18 protein-coding genes and 1 tRNA gene are annotated in these 22,617 nt (G+C 50.5%); 2 read left to right on the top strand and 17 right to left on the bottom strand.

Annotated features, from left to right (window positions below; all coding sequences use genetic code 11):
* Nucleotides 1-7: 7 nt before the first annotated feature.
* Nucleotides 8-214 carry a helix-turn-helix domain-containing protein gene (locus QOS01_RS04200; protein ID WP_283621233.1) on the top strand — a complete coding sequence of 69 codons (207 nt, stop codon included), beginning with the start codon at nucleotides 8-10 and terminating at the stop codon, nucleotides 212-214.
* Between the two features lie 53 nt (nucleotides 215-267).
* Here QOS01_RS04200 and QOS01_RS04195 read toward each other — a convergent pair whose 3' ends face one another.
* From QOS01_RS04195 to QOS01_RS04185, 3 genes are all read right to left on the bottom strand, one after another.
* Complete coding sequence (locus QOS01_RS04195; RefSeq protein ID WP_283621232.1) at nucleotides 268-1,137, bottom strand: alpha/beta hydrolase; 870 nt, start codon at nucleotides 1,135-1,137, stop codon at nucleotides 268-270.
* Between the two features lies 1 nt (nucleotide 1,138).
* A complete protein-coding gene (locus QOS01_RS04190; RefSeq protein WP_283621231.1) occupies nucleotides 1,139-1,822 on the bottom strand; it encodes a 2,3-bisphosphoglycerate-dependent phosphoglycerate mutase in 684 nt (227 codons plus the stop codon).
* A 68-nt stretch (nucleotides 1,823-1,890) separates the two neighbouring features.
* Nucleotides 1,891-2,841 carry an AEC family transporter gene (locus QOS01_RS04185; protein WP_283621230.1) on the bottom strand — a complete coding sequence of 317 codons (951 nt, stop codon included), beginning with the start codon at nucleotides 2,839-2,841 and terminating at the stop codon, nucleotides 1,891-1,893.
* 166 nt (nucleotides 2,842-3,007) lie between these two features.
* On the opposite strand from QOS01_RS04185, the gene QOS01_RS04180 reads away from it, so the two are divergent.
* Nucleotides 3,008-4,768 (top strand): glycosyltransferase family protein, encoded by a 1,761-nt coding sequence (locus tag QOS01_RS04180; RefSeq protein ID WP_283621229.1) that lies wholly within the window; start codon nucleotides 3,008-3,010, stop codon nucleotides 4,766-4,768.
* Between the two features lie 116 nt (nucleotides 4,769-4,884).
* Here QOS01_RS04180 and QOS01_RS04175 read toward each other — a convergent pair whose 3' ends face one another.
* The 14 genes from QOS01_RS04175 to QOS01_RS04110 form a co-directional block, all read right to left on the bottom strand.
* Entirely contained in the window at nucleotides 4,885-7,335 is a 2,451-nt protein-coding gene (locus QOS01_RS04175) for an MMPL family transporter (protein ID WP_283621228.1), read from the bottom strand.
* Between the two features lie 201 nt (nucleotides 7,336-7,536).
* A complete protein-coding gene (locus QOS01_RS04170; protein WP_283621227.1) occupies nucleotides 7,537-8,490 on the bottom strand; it encodes a beta-galactosidase small subunit in 954 nt (317 codons plus the stop codon).
* A complete protein-coding gene (locus tag QOS01_RS04165; protein WP_283621226.1) occupies nucleotides 8,474-10,423 on the bottom strand; it encodes a glycoside hydrolase family 2 TIM barrel-domain containing protein in 1,950 nt (649 codons plus the stop codon). The genes QOS01_RS04170 and QOS01_RS04165 overlap by 17 nt, the downstream gene beginning before the upstream one ends.
* 131 nt (nucleotides 10,424-10,554) lie before the next feature.
* Nucleotides 10,555-10,640: transfer RNA gene (locus QOS01_RS04160), tRNA-Leu, on the bottom strand.
* Between the two features lie 57 nt (nucleotides 10,641-10,697).
* Nucleotides 10,698-11,360 carry a potassium channel family protein gene (locus QOS01_RS04155; protein ID WP_283621225.1) on the bottom strand — a complete coding sequence of 221 codons (663 nt, stop codon included), beginning with the start codon at nucleotides 11,358-11,360 and terminating at the stop codon, nucleotides 10,698-10,700.
* 13 nt (nucleotides 11,361-11,373) lie between these two features.
* Nucleotides 11,374-12,714, bottom strand: coding sequence for a TrkH family potassium uptake protein (locus tag QOS01_RS04150; RefSeq protein WP_283621224.1), 1,341 nt, complete (start codon nucleotides 12,712-12,714; stop codon nucleotides 11,374-11,376).
* A gap of 22 nt (nucleotides 12,715-12,736) precedes the next feature.
* Nucleotides 12,737-13,195: a SprT family protein gene (locus QOS01_RS04145; protein ID WP_047766936.1), complete on the bottom strand. Its 459-nt coding sequence runs from the start codon at nucleotides 13,193-13,195 to the stop codon at nucleotides 12,737-12,739.
* Nucleotides 13,188-15,365, bottom strand: coding sequence for a Tex family protein (locus QOS01_RS04140; RefSeq protein ID WP_283621223.1), 2,178 nt, complete (start codon nucleotides 15,363-15,365; stop codon nucleotides 13,188-13,190). Before QOS01_RS04140 ends, QOS01_RS04145 begins: the two co-directional genes overlap by 8 nt.
* Nucleotides 15,366-15,383: 18 nt before the next feature.
* A complete protein-coding gene (gene nadE, locus QOS01_RS04135) occupies nucleotides 15,384-16,211 on the bottom strand; it encodes an ammonia-dependent NAD(+) synthetase (protein ID WP_283621222.1) in 828 nt (275 codons plus the stop codon).
* Between the two features lie 5 nt (nucleotides 16,212-16,216).
* Complete coding sequence (locus QOS01_RS04130) at nucleotides 16,217-17,689, bottom strand: nicotinate phosphoribosyltransferase (protein WP_283621221.1); 1,473 nt, start codon at nucleotides 17,687-17,689, stop codon at nucleotides 16,217-16,219.
* Nucleotides 17,690-17,785: 96 nt separating this feature from the next.
* Nucleotides 17,786-18,487, bottom strand: a complete 702-nt coding sequence (locus QOS01_RS04125; RefSeq protein ID WP_283621220.1) for a GntR family transcriptional regulator — start codon at nucleotides 18,485-18,487, stop codon at nucleotides 17,786-17,788.
* A gap of 146 nt (nucleotides 18,488-18,633) precedes the next feature.
* Nucleotides 18,634-19,347, bottom strand: a complete 714-nt coding sequence (locus QOS01_RS04120; protein WP_283621219.1) for an aspartate/glutamate racemase family protein — start codon at nucleotides 19,345-19,347, stop codon at nucleotides 18,634-18,636.
* Between the two features lie 26 nt (nucleotides 19,348-19,373).
* On the bottom strand, nucleotides 19,374-21,023 hold the full coding sequence (locus QOS01_RS04115; protein WP_283621218.1) for an aspartate-alanine antiporter-like transporter: 1,650 nt from the start codon (nucleotides 21,021-21,023) through the stop codon (nucleotides 19,374-19,376).
* A 236-nt stretch (nucleotides 21,024-21,259) separates the two neighbouring features.
* Nucleotides 21,260-22,423 carry an RNA-guided endonuclease TnpB family protein gene (locus QOS01_RS04110; RefSeq protein ID WP_047766942.1) on the bottom strand — a complete coding sequence of 388 codons (1,164 nt, stop codon included), beginning with the start codon at nucleotides 22,421-22,423 and terminating at the stop codon, nucleotides 21,260-21,262.
* Nucleotides 22,424-22,617: the final 194 nt, after the last annotated feature.

Genomic DNA, 22,617 nt, shown 5'->3' with positions numbered 1-22,617 from the left:
TGAGTCTGTGATTAAGGTAACATTAGGACTGGTGATGGACCAACGGGGAATTAGCTCTAAGGAACTTGCCAAGCAAATCGGTATCACACCGGCCAACCTGTCGATTCTTAAGACCGGTAAGGCCCGCGGGATTCGCTTTGCTACTCTCGAAAAGATTTGCCAGGTCCTGGATTGCCAGCCCGGTGACATTCTCCAGTACGTAAAAGATAAATAAGTAAAAGGACCCTTAGTACCGTGTCAACTGACGGCGCTAAGGGTCCTTCATTTTTAATTCTTAAGTTGCTGGTCGAGGAATTCCTGGACGACCTGGTAAACCTTTGCGCTCCAGAAGTCCTTCTCGTGGTTAGCGCCCTTTACCCGGTAGGCTTCAACATCATAATCTTCATCGGTCAGCTTATGGTACATGTCCTCCATCTGGTGGTAAGGAACAACCTTATCAGCGTCACCATGGAGTAAGAGAAATGGTGGATAGTCCTGGCCAGGCTTTACCTGGTACAGGGGACTCATCTCCTTTTCTTTTTCTGGCCACTTCTTCGTGTCCATTCCAAGCAGGCAGAACTTCAATAATTCACTGCCCGGTACCGCCGCCGTGTACTCAAAGGTATCCTTAATATCCATTGGGGCAAAGCAACTGACAACCGCGTTGACCCGGTCGGACTCGGTCAAATAGAGGTGGCCGGCATAACGGGGGTCATCCCCGGTCAGTGCCACCAGCATCGCCGCATTTGCTCCGGATGACGTCCCCCAAATGGCCACCTTCTCAGGGTCAATTGCATACTTAATGGCGTGCCGCCGGAGATAGCGAATTGCGGTCTTGACGTCTTGGAGAAATGCCGGGAACGGGTAGCCATCCAGGGTATTGCGGTGTTGGACGGTGGCAACCACATAGCCAGCCTTAACAAACTGGATTAACTGGGGAATCTGTTCACCCATCTTACCCACACGCCAGGAACTTCCCTGAACAAAGACAATTAATGGCCGCGGCAACGGGTTATACTTCAGTTGGAAACGCTGGGTCCACGGTTCCAGAATTGCCATCTTAAGTGGCCGCCCGTCAATTGCCGCATAGCTAACGTTGTCGATCAGCCGCACTTGGCCCTTAAGATCCGGGTTATTTTCGAGTTCATGAATTGCCATCTTATTCACCATCCATAGTAATAAATGTCTTGTTAACGATGCGGAGGTGGTTATCGAACTTATACCAAATCGGCTTACCGTTTGGTACTTCCACCTTGTCAATCTGGTCGTCCGGAATTTGATCGAGGTACTTAATCAGGGCCCGAAGCGAGCTACCGTGAGCAACAATCAGCTGATTCTTACCGTCAAGCAACCGGGGCGCTACCTGGTCTTCCCAAAACGGCAACAAGCGCTTCTGGGTCATTGCCAGGCTCTCACTAAGGGGCATCTTAATTCCGAGCCGGTCATAACGCCGGTCGTGCTGACGGGTCGTCAACTTCGGCGGTACTTCACTGTATCCCCGCCGCCAACGGTGAAGCTGGTCGGCCCCAACTTCTTCCTTAACGACGGCCTTATTACGGCCTGAAAGGGCGCCGTAATGTCGTTCGTTCAACCGCCAGGTCTTGTGAACCGGAATATAAAGTTGGTCGATTTCATCCAGGATAATGTTGGTTGTGACAATTGCCCGGGACATATAGGAGGTATTGGCATCGCTAAACTGAATACCAGTTGCCTTCAAGGCCTTGCCAACCGCAATCCCCTGGGCAATTCCCTTGTCAGTTAACGGGACATCCGTCCAACCAGTGAAGATGTTGTCACGGTTTGCCTGACTCTGCCCGTGACGCACGATTACTAAGTCTACCATAATTTTTTCTCGCTCTCCCTTTTACAATTTAATGATAGCGTATTTCCCGGGAAATTATCAAATATTTCCTATAAGAAGGTCTTGATGATTACCATCAGGATTGGAATGACAATCACGCTCAGGACGGTCGTTTCCGTGACCATAATTGCGGCGTAACTAGAGTCGGCATGGTACAGCTTGGAAACAACTGGGGCGTTCGTCATTACCGGCATCGCCGCTTGAAGGATAAAGACCTGCTTCATCAGTGGCGACATTGAACTTGGCAAGACCAAAAGTGCCATCAAGGCAGGTGCCAAGAGGAAGCGCCCTAAAAGAATTCCCAGGGCATCCCGGGAAATCTTTACCCGGCTCAACCCGGCATTAGAGATGGCAATACCAATAAAGATCATCGACATTGGGATGGTTAGCCCCCCAATGTATGAAAGGTCACTCATGATAAACTTCGGCAGGTGGACGTGGAGGATTACCAAAATGACCCCCAAGATAAAGCCTAACAGTGGCGGTGAAAAGATCTTTTTCAGTGCCGTCAGGGGATCAATCTTGGCCTCGTGCAGGCCGTCTTTTTGAATCAACCATACCCCCAGGGTCCAGAAGAAGGTCGTGTTTGCCATGTAGTAAACCAGCACGTAGGGGATTGAAGAATTACCAAACAGGGCCAGGTTAATTGGCAGACCGATGAAAACCGTGTTGGAGTTGAAAAACATTGACGAAAACAGGCCAATGTGGGACCGCTTGATGCCAATCGCCCGGGCGACCGCGAAGGAAAGGGCAAACAGAATCAGCATCGAGATTACCGGGTAACGGAGGTCCGGTAAAAGGGTCTTCAGTTGTCCGGCAGAAAAATCGTGCATGATGGTGGTAACCATGTAGCAAGGTAAGGAAACCTGGGTAACCAGGCGGGAAATGATGCGGGGTGACTGCTCGTTGAACCAGCCCCGCTCGTTCATTACGAAGCCCACCACGACCATTACTAAAATAATTAAAACACCAGAAACGGCTGACAGGAAAATTGCTAGCATTACCTCATCTACTTTCTCTTCGAATATACCGTCTATTGTACAACAGGATCACAATGCCGCAGTGGAATAATCACATTAATTTTGGTAAACCGTTTTGATTTCTGCTCCCTTATAACGTAGGTTTGTCTTATAATATAAATAATTGTTTGAAATTGAGAGATGAATCATGAAAGAACAGAGTAAAAAAGTTATCAATTGGGCTCTGCCCTACCTAGCAATCGCCGTGATGGCTTACATAATCATGTACCCGCAGATTATTTCCCACGGGGTAATTCTCGGGACGGATTCGATTTTCCACTTTAACCGCTTCTACGACGCTGCTAAACAGATCCAGCAGGGAAACTGGAGTTATTTTCAGAGTAACTACTCCTTCCAGCAGAGTGGCCGAATTATTAACGCCGTTTACGGCCCCCTCTTTGCCTACCTTAACGGCATCTTGCTCGGCATTTTGGGGACCTGGTTTCGCTACCAGGTTATTTCAAGTTTTCTTGTCTACTTCATCGGCGGGGTGGGGATGTACCAGCTGGCTACTAAGGTCCATGCTTGTCGCCGGATAGCCCTGTTGGTTAGCCTAATCTTCCTGTGCATTGGCTGGCTTCCCCGGTGGGAACTGGCACAAAACATGAACGCCTGGGGGGCTGCTCTCGCCCCGTACATGATCATGGTTGGAATTACGATGATTACGGACCATGACCGCCCAGTTCACTGGCTTTCCCTGATGACTCTAATGACGGTCATCATTCAAATCCACCTGTTGAGTTCCATTTTCTTCACCCTGACGCTTGTGCCTTTCTTTATCATTGGTTTAATCCTTTCAACTAAGCGGGGCCAAATGCTTTGGGAAACGGCCAAGGCAGTCATTGGGACGGTCATCCTGACTGGCAACGTTTGGGGCGCCCTTTTGATGCTCAACCTCCATAACCATATCGCCCAGCCGGCACCATTTAATATGCAAATCAACGCACTGACGCCATCACAGTTTACCAGCACCCGCGAATACCTGATCTACTTCTGTTGGATCTTGTTTGCCCTCCAGCTGGTTTACGTGATTTTTACCTTCAAGCGGTCACTCGTTAACGACACGGTTACCATCATGGGGGCCATCATCCTCCTTATCAGTTCGACCTGGTTCCCTTGGGAAAGCATCCAAAAAGCAGCCCCAATCCTGCAAACCACCTTGCAGTTTCCTAACCGGTTGACCGTGATTGCCTACCCCCTCTTGCTAGTGGGGATTGCGATGAGCTGCCAGCAGCTTATCGATGCAGCACCACATGACCGGCTTCGCTTGCGGCTGGTTTCCGGTCTCCTGCTCTTTACCCTTTTCCAGGTTGTAATCCCAACTACAACCAGCGTCTTTCGGCGAACTGCCATCTACGAATCAGATGAGGTCCTAAACACTTCAACGGCCTTGGCCTGGGTAACAAACAACTCTAAGAGCCTGCGACGGTCTGTCCACACCGACTATCCTGGACAACTGCTGATGAAAGTCGAAAAGCGGGCCCCCGACTACCTGCCAATTCCCAAGAAGTATCTCAACCGCACTTATGTCCGCTCTTATGCTTACCAGGACCAGGTCATCCGCCATGCTAAGGACTTCAAGCACACTGTCCTTCCGAAGGGACGGCTCTGTCTTTCCTGGAATGCCAAGCGCTCGGGGAAGGTCCGCCTCCCCATCATCACCTACCAGGAGTCCCGGCTCACCGTCAACGGCCACCGGCTTAGACACTTCCAACGTTCCCGTGTTGGTGCTCCTTACGTTTACCAGCAACGGGGGCATAACACGGCAATCCTCAGCTTCCACCAGTCGACCTGGTTCACTGTATTGTTGGCAGTCTCTTTGATTGGCCTGACGATCTTACTTGCTTACGGTCTCTACCAAGGTTTAATTTTTATCTCAAGTCTTTTTAAGACTAGTATTCGCGCGTAAAAATCGGCTTCACGCTCCAGTTAAGCTAGTCGTTAGAAGGAACAAAAAGGACTCTAGCGCCCGGATTTTTTCCAGATGCCAGAGTCCTTTTTATATAACTATACAGCTTCATTATTCTAATTTTCAGCGGCCTTCCGCTTTGCTTGGTTATCACGCATTGCAGAACGCATTGGGTATGTCAAGTGGATCGTGCTTGGAACGACCAGCGGAATAATAATTACCAGGATAATCAGTCCGATAATCACGGTCATGGCAACCTCAATCAAGGTTGGGATACCGGACGGAATCAGTGATGCAAAGGTCCCGCTCAGGATAATTGCAGCTGAGATTACGACCGTCCCAATTGCGGATGAGGCCATCACAATCCGCTCCGTTGGCAGGTAATGCTCGTTATCCGTATTCCGGTAACGCATGATTAAGAAGATACTGTAGTCAACCCCCAGGGCAATCAGCATAATAAAGCTGAAGAATGGGGTGTTCCACGTCAACATTGGCCGTCCCAGGATAAGGCGGGTCAAGACATGGGTGATTGACAAAGCAGCCAGGTAAGCTGTAACCAGCGTTCCGAGAACGTAAACCGGCTGCAGTAGTGACCGGGTAACGTAGATCAGGGCCAGGCCAATCCCGACAATCATGATGATCGCCGTTCGAATAAAGTCGCCACCGGCAACCGTCTTCGTGTCATTGATCTTCGAACTCTGACCACCGACAACCACGGTGGCGTTGCCTAACTTAGTCCCCTTCAGGGAGTACTTGGCAACATTGGTCAAGTCATTAACCGCGTTGGTAGCCCGTCCACCACTAGGGTTGGAATTCAGGATAACCGTAATTTGCGCGGTCTTCTTGTTCTGTGACAAGTAGTTCCGCATCGACTGCTGAATTTCAGGGTTACTCAGCTGGTTTTGTGGCAGGTAGAAGGTCTTACCGGCAGCCGAATTTTGCAGGCCAGTCAGGTAGTCGCCACCCTGCTGAAGGCCGGAAGTCATCTGACCCATTCCAGACATCATTGCCTGTTGTTGTGCCATGGCTGAAGCACCCGCTGCCCCCATGGAAGCAGACTGCATTGCGGCCTGGCTAGCCATCCCAGAGGAGAGTTGTGACAGACTCCCCTGGGCCTTGCCAAGTTGGCCCGTAATCTGCTTCAGTTGGTTGTTAACGTACAGTTGGTTGACCTTGCTCCCGGCCGGTTGGGTCACGGAAGTAACGGTCTTAACATCCTTACTGTCCTTCAGCTGGTTAGTCAGCCGGTCAATCAGCAGTAGGTTCTCTTCATTATCTAACTTGTGGTTGGCCTTGATATAAACCGTAACCGGTTCGGCCGTCCCCTTCGAGAAGTGGTCCTCAACAACGTTGAACCCTTTCTTTGAGGGCGTCGTGTTGCTGATTTCATCGGCGTCATTGTAGTTCAGGTGGTTCTTATAAGAAAAACCGATTGGTAACAAAATAATAAATACCAAGATGAGGCTGACAATCGGGTGGTGAACCGAAGTGTTGGCCATCTTGTGCCAAATTTTACTGCTGGATTCACCAGTAAACCGCTTGTCCGGCCAAAACATCTTCTTGCCTAAGACGGCCATGAAGAAGGGGTTCAAAGTTAAGAGGGTAACCAGCAAAACGGCAACCCCGACAGCGACCCCAACGGCGGACTGGTAAACCGAGAAGCGGGCCAGACCCAGGGAAGTAAAACCAATCAGAAGTGAGGAACCGGAGTAGAGGATGGTCCGCCCCGCATTTTTCTGGGCGTTCCGGGTGGCTTCCCACTTTTCCATCCCCTGGCCAAGGTTTTCCTTGAAGCGGTTATACAGCAGGATGTTATAGTCGGTCCCAATCCCGAACAGAACGATCACCATGAAGACCTGGGTGAAGTTAGAGAACGGGAAGTTAAACTTATCGACCAGGTTGGTAACGATACTAAAGGAGGTAAGGAAGGCAACCCCCACCATCAGTAGGGAAATCAACGGGGTAATTGGTGACCGGAAAACTAACAGGAGAACCACGAAGATAAAGATAACGGAGATGACCTCGGTCTTCTTAATCCCCTTTTGCACGGCCCCGGAGAAGTCATCATTTAAAATGTCCGCCCCGGTGACGTAGGTTTTAACCCCGTCCGTCTTTACCGCACTGGACAGCTGCTTATTAATTTTTTGCAGAGTCCCGTGCTTTTTGCTGACGTTCAGCTGGACCAGCTGGGTGGTTTGGTCCTTGGAAATCAGCTGCTTACGGGTTGCGGCATTATCGTTGGGCCCCAGGATAGCCTTAATACCGTACTTATCCTCGTGCTTTTGCAGGCGGTTAACCGTCTTTTGGACGTTTTGCTTATCCTTGGCAGACATTTTCTTGTTGCCATTGTTAAAGACCGCCACGACCTGGTAGGTATTATTAACGTGGTGGCCCCAGTGCTTCTGCTGGATGGTCTGCGCAATCTGACTCTGCGTGCTCTTGGGCAGCGTAATTTGTGAGTGCGACCGCGTCAACTGGTTAACATCCGGCAGGGCAACTACCGAAATAACCAGGATAAGGATCCAGGCAAGCAAAGCAAAAAAATGATTATGGAATAATTTCTTCAAGCTTTCTGCACCTTTCTCTCTTAGTAGTTGAAACAACGAAACGAGTAAATTCTAAAACTTGAAAAGGTGTTGTTTCAAGCAACATTTATTGCTTTTTGTCCCAAAAATAAACAGAAAACGGTTTAGTAGCCCGCTTTTTTTGCAAAAAAGTAAAGGATGGGAGAAAACTTTTTTCTCACCATCCTCTTTTAGTTTGCCGAATTACTTGGCGTTCAAAATGAAGCTAAAGTCAATATCCTGGTCGGCTGGAATGTGATACTGCTTTTCAACATCGGCACCCCAGCTATCGATGCCACCAACCCCACGGACAGCACCAGCGATAACCAGGACGGTCCGCCGCTTTTGGGGCAGTTCTTCAATGTGGGTCGCGTTTTCGAGCTCCTCTGCCGTGTACGGCAGGCAGCTGAAGGCAAAGCTATCCCGATCCTTAGCCACCTTCAAGCTGAACGGCTGGTCAGAATGGTCCGCATTGTTCTGGGTCGTCTGCCGGGTGATCTTAACCCAGTCACTAGCCATGTGCATCCCGTTTTCCTGGGGAACCAGGTACTTGGCTACCGGAAGACCCTTAACCTTGAAGGTGCCGTGCTGGCCACCCGCCATCCGGTCAGGGTAAGTTTCACCAGAGAGGCCCGCGTATTCAAAGCCGGTCGCCGCAGTCGGCATCACCATCCGGACACCAAACACTGGCAACTCTGGCAAGCCCTTCTTACCAGTATAGTGGACAGCAACCTTAATTTGACCATCGCTGGTTACAGTATAGGTCATCGTTACCGTCGTTGATGGGACCGTCAGTGTTTCAAAAGTGTAAGTCAGCGCCACCTGCTCAGCAGTTTCGTCATTGCTGTAGTGGTCATTGTCAAGCGGCAGGCCTGCGAAGTGGTGGTCATCGACCGTCACATCAATATTCGTGCACTTTTGGAAGTAGTCGGCACTCAACCACTGGGCGGACTTGATGTTAAAGCCACTTCCCCGGTCATTGTCCGTCGTGGCCCGCCAGAAGGTCGGTGTTGGGGTCCGGTAGAGCCATTCCTTGCCATTAACCTTCAGTGATTCCAGTCCCCCACGTTCATAAGAGAAGATGTAGTGGAAGCCTTCACCACCGACACCAAGTGAACCATCACCGTAAATAACGTGTAATTTATTTGTGTAAGCCATAGTAGTACCGTACCTCCTGCATTGCCGGCTTTGGTGTCCGGTCAGCGAACATCAAGCCATCGCCTGAAAATTCATAGTCTGAGTGACGGTCATCAAAGTCGCCACCGTAACGCATTACCATCTTGCCACTGATGGGGTCCTTAACTTGCAGGGCCTGGTCAATGAAGTCCCAGATGAAGCCACCGAAGTATTGTGGGTACTTGTCCAACAACTTAATGTAGGAGCCCATTCCCCCATCGGAGTTCCCCATGTCATGCATGTATTCACACTCCATAAACGGCTTGTCGGGGTTATTTTGCAGGTATTCTTCAACCTGCTTTGGTGGCAGGTACATCCAGCTTTCAACATCCGAAATCTGGTCACGGTAGTCCTTCGTTCCACCAGCTGGCAGGTAAGATTCCTTCTTGAGACTCGGAATCTGCTTCCTGTAATCATGGGTGTGGCAAACACCCTCGTAGTGAACCAGGCGGCTGTCGTCATGTTCCTTGTAGAAGCGGCCCATTGCGGCAATGTTGTCACCCGCAAAGGATTCGTTCCCCAGGGACCAGAACAAAATTGCCGGGTGGTTCTTGAAGGTCTCGTAGTTGGTCCGGGCCCGGTCAACAACGACTTCCTTCCATTGCGGGACGGAGCCGGGAACGTTGTAGGACGGGTCAACCTTCCCCATCTTCTGCCAGGTAGCGTGGGATTCCAGGTTGTTTTCGGCCATCATGTAGATCCCGTGCTCGTCACACAGCTGGTACCACGGTAACTGGTCCGGGTAGTGGCAAGTCCGGACGGCGTTGATGTTGTTTTCCTTAAAAGTTTGGATATCCTTTTCCATGTCAGCCAACGTGACGGAGCGGCCACGCTGGTCATCCCATTCGTGACGGTTGACCCCGTTGATGATCAGGCGCTGGCCGTTCAGTAAGACAACGTGGTTAGCACTGATCTCAATCCGCCGGAAACCGAACCGGTAGGGAACCAGTTCAACTAGTTGCCCGGCTTCGTTATGGATCTCAACGAACAGTTGGTAAAGGTAGGGGTGGTGGTTATCCCAAAGGTGAACATTCTTCAGGGCAACCTCATCAATTGCCACCTGCTCGGCAACCGGCTTTGTCTGGTCAACGACGACGTTACCGTTTTCATCCTTAACCAGAACGTGGACGGTCCCCTCCTGTTCACCGGTGAGTTGCAGGTCCAGGTTTAAATGGCCATTTTGGTAACCGTCATCAACGGTTGGCCGGATGGTCATATCTTCCAGGTGGGTCACTGGCTGGGCCAGCAGTTCCACGGACCGGAAAATTCCGGAGAAGCGGAACATATCCTGGTCCTCAATCCAGGAAGCGGTACTGTGCTTGAAGACCTCAACCGCCATGACGTTCCCCTCGTCCTGGATGTACGGTGTCAGGTTAAACTCGGACGGGGTAAAGCTATCTTCCGCGTAGCCAACAAAGTGGCCGTTCAACCACAAGTACATTGAACGTTCGACCCCTTCGAAACGGACCCGAACTTCCTTCCCACGCAATTCAGGGTCAAGGTCGAATTCCTTCCGGTACATACCGACAGTGTTGTCTTCACCCGTGCTGAAGGAACCCTCTTCCTTATTCTTACCATCAACCGCGTAGGCCGGCCGCCGGTAAATTTTACCTTCCCACGGAATCAAGGTGTTAATGTAGTTATTCTGGGCATAATCACTTAATTCAATTTCGCTCGGTACTTCGATCTGGTCAAAGTCAGCGCAGTCTAAGTCCACTTGGTAAAAGTTCTTTTGCCGTTCGTGTGGATTTTGGACAAACTTAAATTGCCACTGGCCATTTAACGACTGGGCAAAACGACTTTGCCCCTGTCCCCACTCAGCATAGTTACCATAGTAGTGGTGGTCACTATGGGCGGGTAGTTGGTTAACCCGAAATGTTTCGGGGTCATCTAACCATTTGATATCTGCATCCATTAAAGAAATACCTCCTCATAAAAGTGTCCACTTTTAGTATAGCGCTTTCATTTAGTGGAAGATAGTAAACTTTAGTTAATTAAACGTAAAAAAACACCCAACCGGTAAAACCAGTTGGGTGTTTTTAGTAGTGCGGCCAAGAGGACTTGAACCTCCACGGTCATAAATGACCATAAGATCCTTAATCTTACGCGTCTGCCAATTCCGCCATGGCCGCATCAACAAATAGTATTATAGCAAGCAGACAATTCATTGGCAAGTACTTTTTTTATTTTTAGCGAAATAATTTGAGGATTGTCTGGGCATCCCCACTGACAACCAGGGTCATCCCCTTTTCGAGAAGCTGCTCGGGATCAACATGGGTCGACACACGACCATCCGGGTGCTTACTGCCAATGATGTTCAGGTCGTACTTCTTCCGGGCATCAATCTCCACCAGTGACTTGCCGACCCACGATGTTGGGACCTCAATCTCAAAGATGGCATTTTCCTGGTCTAAACGGGTGTAGTCCAAAATATGGGGTAAGCTGTACCGGTAAGCTAGCCACTGGGCATCCTGACGTTCCGGATAGATGCTTTCGTCTGCGCCGTTGCGCAACAGGAACTGCTCATGAATCGCCGAGCTAGCCCGGGCAATGACCTTCTTGGCGCCCAGCTGTTTAAGCTGCCAGGTCGTCTCCAGCGAGGCCTCAAAGTCCCCACCAATCGTTACGACACACAGGTCAAAATTTCCCACCCCGCAGCTTTTTAAAAAATCAGCGTTCGTGGTGTTGCCAATCAGTCCCCGGGTAAGGACATCGGTGGCAGCGGTCACCCGGTCCTCCTTGATATCGATCCCCATCACGTCGATGCCGAGCTCATTAAACTTCTTAGCGACGTGAAAGCCGAACCGCCCTAAGCCGATCACCAGTGCCGAGTCAATGTTATCCTTTGCCATCGTTAACTTCCTCCTAACCAACGTTTACGGGCTCCTCTGGGTAGCGGGCCTGGAACTTTGTCGAGTGGCTGCCCACCGCGAAGACAACTGTCAAGCTGCCGACCCGCCCAATGAACATCAATAGTATCAAAAGTAGGCGTGAACTCAAGTGCAATAAGGGGGTTACCCCCAGGGTCAGACCGACCGTATCCAACGCCGAAGCACATTCGAACAGGCTGGTTAACAGCGCAAGGTGCTCCACACCGCTCATCACCATTGCCGCCACGATTAACAGACTTAGGTACAGGGTAAAAATGGCCGCGGCCCGAAAAATGGTCCGGGGAGCAATTCGCCGGCCAAACGCCGTTACCTCCCGCCGACGAAAGATCACCGCTAGGCAGGCACAGAACAGGACCCCCGCCGTCGTCATCTTAATTCCCCCCGCCGTCGAACCAGTTCCTCCACCGATAAACATCAGCAGGATGGTCATAAACTGACCGTTATCAGACAGTTGCGTTAAAGGAACCGTGTTAAAGCCGGCGGTCCGGGGACTCACCGTCTGGAAAAAGGACGCCAAAAGCCGTTTCTTCATCGGGAAATTTTGAAACTCGCAGCAAAAGAAGTAGGCCATCGGTACTAACAAAAGGATGACCGTTGCCACCAGGACAATCTTGCTCTGCAGACGATAGCGACGAATGTGCCAGCCATGCTTTCGCACATCAATCCAGGTAATAAAGCCAATTCCCCCAATCAAAATCAGGAGGCCGATCACAAGATTCATCGCAACATTTGTTGAGTATGCCATCAGTGACTGGTAAGGTTGCTTGGTACTGAGGAGGTCGAAGCCCGCATTACAGAAAGCCGAGACAGCATGAAAGATGGCTTCACCACTGCCGCCTTCCCAGCCAAAACGGGGGACGAACACCGGCAGCAAAAGGAGGGCCCCAATGAGTTCAATTCCAATGGTGGTCACAATGATAAAGCGGGTCGACCGAATGACACCACCAATCTTAGACGCAGACAGCGACTCCTGCATAATTGTTCGCTCACGCAGACTAATCCGCTGCCGCCGTAGCGCCCGGACGCCAACGACAACGGTTACCACGCCCAGGCCGCCAACTTGAATTAGGACTAAAATAACGGCCTGACCAAAGAGCGACCAGTAAGTTGCTGTGTTGTGGACGACCAGCCCCGTCACACAGGCAGCAGAGGTCGCCGTAAACAGGGCGTCGGCAAATGGGGCTCCCTGACCATTCCTCGTTGCGACCGGTAGCATCAGTAAAATGGTGCCCAGAAGGATCAAGCCACCAAAAGCAACCGCAATGATTAGGAAGGGGCTCGTCCCCCGGACCGCTGTTTTTCTTAAAAAATGCATCTTGTAACTGCCCCCAATTCAATCAGGAAACATCCTTTATTAGTTTGAAGTGGTGCCCACACCGCCGGCAAACGTACCGGTGGGTATTGAAATGCCGCTGGCGGGCGATAACAACGCCACAGCCCTGGCACTGGTAAAACAGGTGCCGTTTGGGCGGCCGGGCCTTACTTGTCACCGGAGCGTACCGTGAGCCACCGACCTGGGCCAACAGGGTCCGGAAGTCCTTGCTCCGGTGGTGGTAGTCACGCCCGGTTTGGTGGAGGTGGTAGTGACACAGCTCGTGGAGGACAACCCGCTTCAGGTTACTGATATCAAACTCGGTGTACATCAAGGGATTGATATCAATATGACCATCATTTAAGTGGTAGCGCCCACCGGTGGTCCGCAAGCGGGGATTGAAAAAGATCCGGTGGGTAAAGGGACGGTTAAAATACTGCAGCGACCACTTTTCAGTTAGCCGCTGCAGTTCTTGGTTATTCATTATCGTCTCCTGCCGGATTCAGCATGGTCAGCTGGATACGTTGCCGCTTTAAGTCGACACTGTCGATCCAAACATCCACAATGTCACCAACCGAAACCACCGACCGGGAATCCTTGGTAAACTTCTTCGTCATCTTCGAGATGTGGACCAGGCCATCGTGCTTAACACCAATATCCACAAAGGCCCCAAAGTCAACAACGTTGCGGACCGTCCCCTGTAATTGCATCCCCGGCTTCAAGTCCTCAATCGTCATCACATCATGGCGCAGTAATGGTGCCGGCATGGAATCCCGGAGGTCCCGTCCCGGCTTTTGTAGGGAGTCAACGATATCACTAACCGTGGCGGCTCCTGCCTTCTCAGTCGTAAAGTCTGCGATGTTCAGCTTCTCAAGCCGCTTCGTCGCCGCTGGCGTTCCAAGGTCGGCAACCGCCACGTCTGCTGCCTTCATCATCTTAGCAGCAACTGGGTAGCTTTCCGGGTGGACGTCGGTATTATCCAGGGGATTTTCACCATTAACGATTCTAAGGAAGCCGACTGACTGCTGGAATGCCTTCGGACCCAAGCGCGGAACATCCTTAAGCTGCTTCCGGTTAGTGTAGCGACCGTGGTCGTCACGGTACTTGACGATGTTTTTAGCAATCGTCTTGTTTAAACCAGAAATCTGACTGAGCAGCTGGTAACTGGCCGTGTTGAGGTTGACCCCAACCCGGTTCACCGCCCGTTCAACGACGGCATCCAGCTCGCTGGACAGTTCTTTCTTAGGCAAATCGTGCTGGTACTGGCCGACCCCAATTGACTGGGGATCGATCTTTACCAGTTCAGCCAATGGGTCCTGGAGACGGCGGCCAATGCTGATGGCACTCCGCTGTTCAACATGGAGGTCAGGAAATTCGTCCCGGGCCTCTTGACTAGCCGAATAGACTGACGCCCCCGCCTCATTGACGATGACGTAGTAAATTGGGCGGTCAATTTTCTTCAGTGCCTTAGCGACAAACTGCTCGGACTCCCGGCTAGCGGTCCCATTCCCGATTGCCACCATCTCAACGTGGTATTTTTCAAGCAGGTCAATGAACTCGCCTTCCGCAGCGGCCCGCTGCTTTTCTGGAGCGGGCTTGTGGGGGTAGATAACCGCCTTCGTGAGAAATTTCCCATTTTCATCAAGGACGGCCAGCTTACAACCAGTCCGGTAAGCCGGGTCAAAACCGAGAACAACCTTCCCCTTGATTGGTGCCTGCATCAACAGGTGGTACAGGTTCTCGCCAAACACGCGAATCGCCTGCTCATCAGCGTCTTCGGTCAGTTGGTGACGGATCTCCCGCTCAATGGCCGGGCCCAAGAAGCGCTTGTAGGCATCCTCAGCCGCCGCCTTGATAAAGGCCGTCGCCGCGTTCTCTGCCCTGGTCCGGATCAGCCGGAAGGACAGGTAGTTTAGGACAACCGCCTCGTCAACGGCAACCTTAACACTCAAAACGCCCTCCTTTTCACCCCGGTTGATTGCTAGGACCTGGTAGGAGCTCAGATCCTTCACGGCACTGGAAAAGTCATAGTACTGCTGGTAGGTCTTTAGTTCGTCCTTTTCCTTACCGTTGCGTTTCAGGCCGGTGACTAACTCACCATGGTTGCTCGTGTAGTTCCGCAACCACGCCCGAACCGTTACCATTTCACTAATTGCTTCTGCAAGAATTTCATGGGCCCCATCAAGAGCAGCCTGTGCATCGACAACGTTGTCATTAACGTACTTGGCCGCTTCCGTTGCCAAGTCACCATCCGGATAAGTGAGTAGCCAGTTGGCCAGCGGTGCCAGACCGTTGGCTTTAGCCTTCTGGGCCTTGGTCTGCCGCTTCTGCTTATAAGGAAGGTACAGGTCCTCCACCATTTGGAGTTCGGTTGCGGCCCTGATCTGCTTTTCAAGGGCCGGCGTTAACTTCCCCTGTTCCTTGATCTTGTTAATGACCGTTTCCTGCCGTTCGTGCAGGTTAGTCACGTGCCGGTATTCGTCACGAATTGACTGCAGTTGGACTTCATCTAGCGTCCCGGTCATCTCTTTCCGGTAACGGGCAATGAAGGGGATGGTGTTCCCCTCATCCATTAGTTTTAACGCCGCTTCAATTTGATGACGCTTTAAGTCCGGTAACTGCTTATTGACAAGCTGAATTGTTTGTTGATCCATACATCCTCCACATCAAAACTACTTCCACCAAGTATCCAAAGGGGTAATTGGCTGGTGACGCTTGTGTTGCGTCTTAAGGTACCAGTTTTCAATCTTTTCTGCCGTTTCATCGGCAACCTGGTGCCCTTCAAGATAATTATCAATGTCCTGGTAGCGAACCCCAAGGGCCTCTTCATCCGGCCGCATGGGTTGGTCGTCTTCTAGGTCAGCAGTTGGCACCTTCTCGTACAGCGATGCAGGCGCACCCAGGTACTTTAAAAGGGCCTTGCCCTGCCGCTTATCGAGGCCTGACAATGGGGTGATATCGGCACCACCATCACCAAACTTGGTGTAAAAACCGGTAACGGCCTCGGCCGCATGATCAGTACCGACAACTACTCCGCCATGGGCACCCGCAATCCCGTACTGGACAATCATCCGTTCACGGGCCTTGATATTCCCCTTGTTGAAGTCCGAAATTGTTGCGCCGGCTGCTTCCAATGAGGAAACCATGGCGTCCGTTGCGGGTTTAATGTTTACCCGCAGCGTTTGGTCCGGCTTAATGAAGTCGTTGATTGCCGCCATTGCCTCAGACTCATCCGCTTGTTCGCCATAGGGCAGACGGACCGCGATGAACTGGTAACCATCGTCATTGGTTTCCTGCCGGCGCTTCTCAACTGCCAGCTGGGCCAGGCGCCCTGCTAAGCTCGAGTCCTGACCACCGGAAATCCCCAGGACCAGGGTCTTCATCCCCGTCTTTTGAAGGTAGTCATGGATAAACTTAACCCGCTTGTGGACCTCTTCTTTAGGATCAACCTCCGGGCTAACCTTGAGTTCTTTAATGATTTTTTCTTGTAGTTTACGCATTCTAATTACCCCTTATTACTGAGTCCCTTGACGTAACGGTTAACCTTATGAATCAACTTCATCTTATTGTCATAGCAACGTTGGGAAAGGTCGACCGGGTAAACTTCGGGATTGAGGTCCCGCTTGTACTCATCCCAGAGGGCTGCCAGACTGGCAATCCGATGGTCGCGGATTTCATCCAGTGTTGGTTCATCGTAGACAAACTGGCCATCCTTCCAAATGTCCTTCAGCATTGGCCGGGCGGTGAAATCACTGACATCCTTTTGCTGGAGTGGGAAGCGGGGGTTAAACATGTTGATCGTGCTTAACTTACGTGGGTCCTCATCGGCCAGAGTAATGTAGTCCCCCTCACTCTTCCCGTCAATCCGGTCATTGATCCGCCATACCTGCTTTTTGCCGGGAGTCGACATCTTTGCAACGTTGTTTGAAATCTTGATAGTGTCGACCATCTTCCCGTGTTCATCTTCAAAGGCCACAAGCTTGTACACTGCTCCTAAGGTCGGTTGGTCATAGGCCGTAATCAGCTTGGTACCGATCCCCCAAACATCGATCTTAGCGCCCTGCATCTTCAGGTTCTGGATAGTCTTCTCATCTAGGCCGTTAGAGGCAAAAATCTTGGCATCCGGGAAGCCGGCTTCATCCAACATTGCCCGCACCCGCTTGGAGAGGTAGGCCATGTCGCCACTGTCAATCCGGACACCCAAGAAGTTAATCTTGTCACCGAACTCCTTAGCTACCTTGATTGCGTTCGGCACCCCACTCTTCAGGGTATCGAAAGTGTCAACCAGGAACACACAGTCATGGTGGGTCTCCGCGTATGCCTTAAAGGCGTCGTAATCACTCATGTATGCCTGAACCAAGGCGTGGGCGTGGGTCCCGGAAATTGGAATTCCGAAGAGCTTGCCGGCCCGGACATTACTGGTGGCGTTGAAGCCCCCAATGTAGGCGGCCCGGGTTCCCCAAATGGATGCGTCCAGCTCCTGGGCACGCCGGGTCCCAAATTCCATGACGCTTTGGTCACCAACAATGGAGCGGATCCGCGATGCCTTGGTAGCCACCATGATTTGGTAGTTCAGGATGTTTAAGATTGCCGTTTCAATCAATTGGGCCTCAATCATCGGTGCGTCAACCTGGATGACTGGTTCGTGGTTGAAGACAAAGTCCCCTTCCTCGAAGCTCCGAATGGTCCCTGTAAATTTAAAATTACGGAGATATTCCAAAAAGTCATTATCAAATTGATCCGTTGACTTTAAATATTCAATATCACTATCGGTAAACTTAAGGTTCTTGATGTAGCGAATAATGTGGTCCAGGCCCACGTAAACGGCGTAACCATTATCAAACGGCATTTTCCGGAAGAAAGCCTCAAAGACCGCACGGCGGTTGCCCATCCCCTCTTTCCAGTACGTTTGCATCATACTGAGTTCGTAGGCGTCGGTATGAAGAGCCAGGCTATCATCAGGATAATTAAACTTCATTGTTTCGTATATTCCCTTCGGTTAAATCTAATAGTATCAATAATCCAGCAATAATTTATGCTATTAATATAACAACAATCAAATCCAGAATAAAGGCTATTTTTCCAGGACAAATTCAAAGCGGGAGCCAACGTATTGCGTATGGACGTACTCGAACGGCCGCCCGTCCTGTAAATATGATAATTGTGTCATTCGTAGTAACGGGTCCCCCCGCTTAACTTGGAGATAAGTGGCAATCCGTTCAGTCGCCTTGGTTGCTGAGATGTGCTGGGTGGCGTGGCCTGGGTAAAGATGGGCCTTTTGTTCTAGCGTGCGATAAAAGGAAGTCGTAATTTCTTCCCGGCTGAACTTCTCCACCAGCTTTGCCGGAACGGTGGCAATCTCATAACAGATGGGGATATTGTTACCGGAACGAATCCGTTCCATCCGTAGGACCTGTTCGCCCGCAGGTAACTGTAACTTTTCAATTTCCGTCTGCGAGGGAACCGTCAGGTGGTAGGAGATGGTTTTACTCGACGGCGTTTTCCCCGCTGCCAGCATTAAGTCGGTGAAACTCGTTACCCCGGCCATCTTCTCCTGGACTTTACGGTTGGCAACAAAGGTTCCCGAGCCCACCCGGCGTTCAAGGATTCCCTCATCGACTAATGCCTGGATTGCCTGCCGCAAGGTCATCCGGCTAACATTGAAGTGGCTGGCCAATTCCCGTTCTGCAGGAATTTTTTGGCCAACGTGCCACTTACCATTCTCAATATTCTCTCGTAACTGATTATGAATCTGGATATAGACCGGTGAACCCATAATACATTCCTCCTTATGCCAAAGGTACTTCTCTTTACACATGTTCCCTTATTTTACCACGTTTCTTGCAGTCTAGACCATTTAAGGGCTTAGCGAAAATAAAAAGTCCAAGGCGACATCAATCGCTTTGGACTAGTTTAAATAACTTACTTCCGCCCTTCTAGCTTCATCCCTAGTTCAAGGGAACGGTCAACGATTGTCGACTGGGAATCCACCACGGTGAACTCCTTCTCTGGGTTCATTTCTTGGGCATACGACAGTTCCGTACAACCGAGGATCACCGCATCGGCGCCCTCTTCTTCGACCATTTTCCGGACCAGTTCGTGGAATTTCTGCCCGTCAGAATGACCAGCTTCCTTGATATCGTGGTAAATCAAGTCCTCGGTCATATCTAAGATCTCCGGAGTCGGCTTGATTTCTTCGTAACCGGCACCGGTGATGTATTGATCATACAGGCCCGCTTCTACGGTCCCCCGGGTGGCCAACAAGCCAACCTTCTTAGCACCGGGCTTAACGTTTCTAATTTCCTTAACTGTCTCATCCAGCATGTTCAGAATGGGGATGTCGGTTGCCGCCTGGAGCTTGTCAAAAGCGTAGTGGGCGGTGTTACAAATCAGCACAAAGAAGGCCGGTTTAAGCAGACTCTGCTGCTTAATGTCTTCAATTAAATCTAAGTTATAGTCTGGTTTCTGGTGGTCCAAAATCCAGGCGGTCCGGTCAGGAACACTGGCATGGTTAACCACGATGTAATCCAAGTAGTCCTGGTCGCAGTGGATTGGGGTCCGCTGGTCCAATAACCGTACGTAGCTTTCCGTGGCCAGGGTTCCCATACCACCTAACACCGTAAAGAATTTTTTCATTTTTAATTACGCCTTTCTTCCTATCTCTAGGCCAATAAGGCCACAAAGATCGGTCCTAATAAAGTAATCCCAATGTTTCCAACAACAAACGCCGGTGTAAAGGCGGCCGCAAAGTAGGCCCCGCCTTCCAGGCCAGCCTTTTGAACGACCTCACTCATCGAAGCAGCACTGGTTCCCGAACCGGCAAGGCCCCCAATCAACGCGAGGGGCTCCATTCGTAAAACGTAGCGGCCGAACAGGAGGGTCAAGAGGTGAGGCGCCACCGTGATAATTGCGCCCACAACCAGAACGCCCCAGCCTAGTGACTGGATCGCTGAGGTGAACGCCTGAGCAGATTGCAGCCCCACCGTACCGACGAAGATCGTCAGGCCAACGCTCTGGGCGAAGGTCGTTACGGTCTCGGGGATGGACTTGTAGTCACGGTGCCGGTTGATCCAGGAGCTCAAAACCAGTCCCATGATCAAGGCCGCCGTCCCGTTCCCGAGTTGCAGCGGGATACCATTTAATTTTAATCCAAGAATTCCTAAAAGGGAAGCACCACCAATTCCCAGTGAAAACAGGGTGTAGTTGATGGCGTCCTCATCAGTGTGCCAGCGTCCCATCTTATGAAGAATGTTGGCCGTCCGGGAGGTGTTACCAGTTAACGAAATTACGTTCCCCGGACGAAGCTGGTTAACCAGCTGTTCATTTCCCGTGATGGGGTCCTGAATGTTGATAAAGACCCCATGCTGGCGAAGGATTGCCAGTTGCACTGGTTTGAAGCCCTTCCCTAAGACAAACTTCCGCTCTTTCGGGGCGTTGGTTGGCGTCAGAACTTCCTTGATCCCCTTAATTCCGTGCAGGCGGTCAAAGTGAACCGCGTAACCGATGATGGTCACCAGGTCCCCCGCCTGGATTTTATATTCCAGGTGGTCAGTCATCCGGTGGTCACGAAAAACCGCCAGGGCGATCAAGTGGTAGTTAGACCAGTCATTTAGCTGGGCGATTGTCTTCCCCACAAATGGTGAGTCAACAGAAACCAGGTAGGTCCGCCGCCAGGTTGGGTTAGGGTTCTTAGCATGGAAGTGGTACTTCCTGGCCATCAATGGTCCCTGTTCTTCGATCTTGATTCCCATCATCTTGGGGGCAATGTCGCGCAGCAGGATGATGACACCCAAGGTTCCAAAAACGTAGGTCAACGCGTAGGCAACCGGCAGTTGGGCCTCATACGTTGCCCGCACCGCCTTGCTTACCGGGAGGGCCCCAATCGTCTGTAAGGAACTGGCCACCGTTGCGGACTGGGTCAGGGAGCCAGAAATGATTCCGGCAGCAATCCCCGGACCGATGTGGAAGGCAATAAACAGCCCCCACGAAACCAGAAAGGCAATCAGCATCCAGAAAAGGCTGGCAATAATAATGCGAACACCAAAAATCTTAAGGCTCACCAGTAGCTGGGGCCCAATGCGGTAACCAACTGAGAACATGAAGGCACCAAAGAAAATGGTACCCAGCATTTCGTTACGGGGAAACGCCCCTACCTGGCCAACAATCAGGGTAACGACCAGGGTCGCCACGGTGGCACCAACGTTAAAGCGGCCAGCAATCTTGTAGTTACCAATTGCAAAACCGAGGGCCACGCACACAAATAGGGTAAAGGTTTGATTATTCACCATGAAGTGAATGATTGTATCTATCATCTGTATCCCTTGATTTTCTCCTTATTAAATATTTGATCAGCAACATTATTACATTGCTTATGGGCCAATTCAACAGCTGGTCATTACTTGTTATCGAATATTAATATAGGTCAACGAGTGAACTACTCGGCCATTAATGACCGAGCTTCTGGGAACACGGAGTAGTATTTAGGATGTTATGCCTGTATTCAGGATACCTAACTTACAGAACTCCACTCTTTTACCATGGCTAGTCCCTAGCCAATAGCTTTTAATCCTTGATGCAAGATATTAACTGCCGCATTAATATCGCGGTCGTGATGGGCACCACAGTTTTGGCAAGTCCATTCACGAATTTGTAACGGCTTTGGTCCGCTATGGTAACCACAGTGGCTACAAATTTGACTGGTATAGTTCGGTTTAACAGTTACTAATTTCTTACCATACCAGGCACATTTATATGCCAACATGGTCCGGAACTGATACCAACTGGCATTCGCAATCGCTTTAGCTAGGCAATGATTTTTCTGAAGGTTTTTGGCTTTCAAATCTTCAATGACGATTACGTCGTACTGCTTAACCAAGGTCGTTGTTAGTTTATGCAAATAGTCTTTGCGCTGGTTCGCTACCTTGACTTGGTAACAGGCCTTTTGTTGTTGGGCTCGTTGCCAGTTTTGGTAATCACTTAGTTCTTTCTTAATGGTCTTGTGGTTATGGTTCCATTGGCAGACGACAACCGTCGCCTGATGTTTCCGCTTGGCATACTTACTTTGCCACTTAGTTGCTTGCTTTTCCGCCCATTTAGCATTAAAGGTTTCGTACTTAATCCCATCAGAACTAATGGCTAGATTAGCAATGCCAACATCAATTCCGACTGCTTTTCCTGTTTTTCTCAGGTGTTTGGGAGCTTCAACTGCCACTTGTAATGACAGATAGTAGCGGCCAGTGGGCTCGAGGCAAACCGTATAGCACTTAATCTTGCTACTAGCTAACAATGTTGTTTTGCTGGTGCGGATACTGCCCAGCTTAGGCAGCTTAACCCGTCGCCTAGCAAGCACTCGACAAACTGACCGCCCCGTATAAGCTTGGCGAATAGCACGACGCGATTTAAAACGTGGGTAACCGCCCCGATGTTTAAATAACATCTTAAAAGCTTGGGCGAGGTTGTGATTAACCACTAGAAAACTAGTTGAGTCACTAGCCCTAAGGAATGGGTATTCCTGCTTAAGTCTCTTCAGTAGATAATTCATTCCGTATTCATTGACGAAGTGACTACCGGGATTATTTCGATACCGCTCTTTGGCCATTGCCAACATTTGGTTCCAAACAAAGCGATCGTTGCCAAACATCTGCCACAATTGTTCCCTTTGCTGGGCATTGGGATATAGGCGAAGTTTGATCCCCTTTATAACTTGTGCCATTTTCACCACAATCTTTCATCATTGGCCAGTCAACAAAGCTAATTAATATCTGAACACCATTCTCTGTTAAAGACATTATATCATACTCTGAAACGTATGTTCGATTAAAAAATAGGCAATTCATCACGTCCTTAAAAGAACGTGTTTCCTTGCCCGTTTATAAAAAGGAAGCCGGGCGAAATAACTTCTCAGCT

It is taken from the genome of Limosilactobacillus avium (genome assembly GCF_947381485.1).
Classification (GTDB): Bacteria; Bacillota; Bacilli; order Lactobacillales; family Lactobacillaceae; genus Limosilactobacillus; species Limosilactobacillus avium.
The sequence above is the reverse complement of the archived record's forward strand: the minus strand, read 5'-3'. Positions and strand labels throughout refer to the sequence as shown.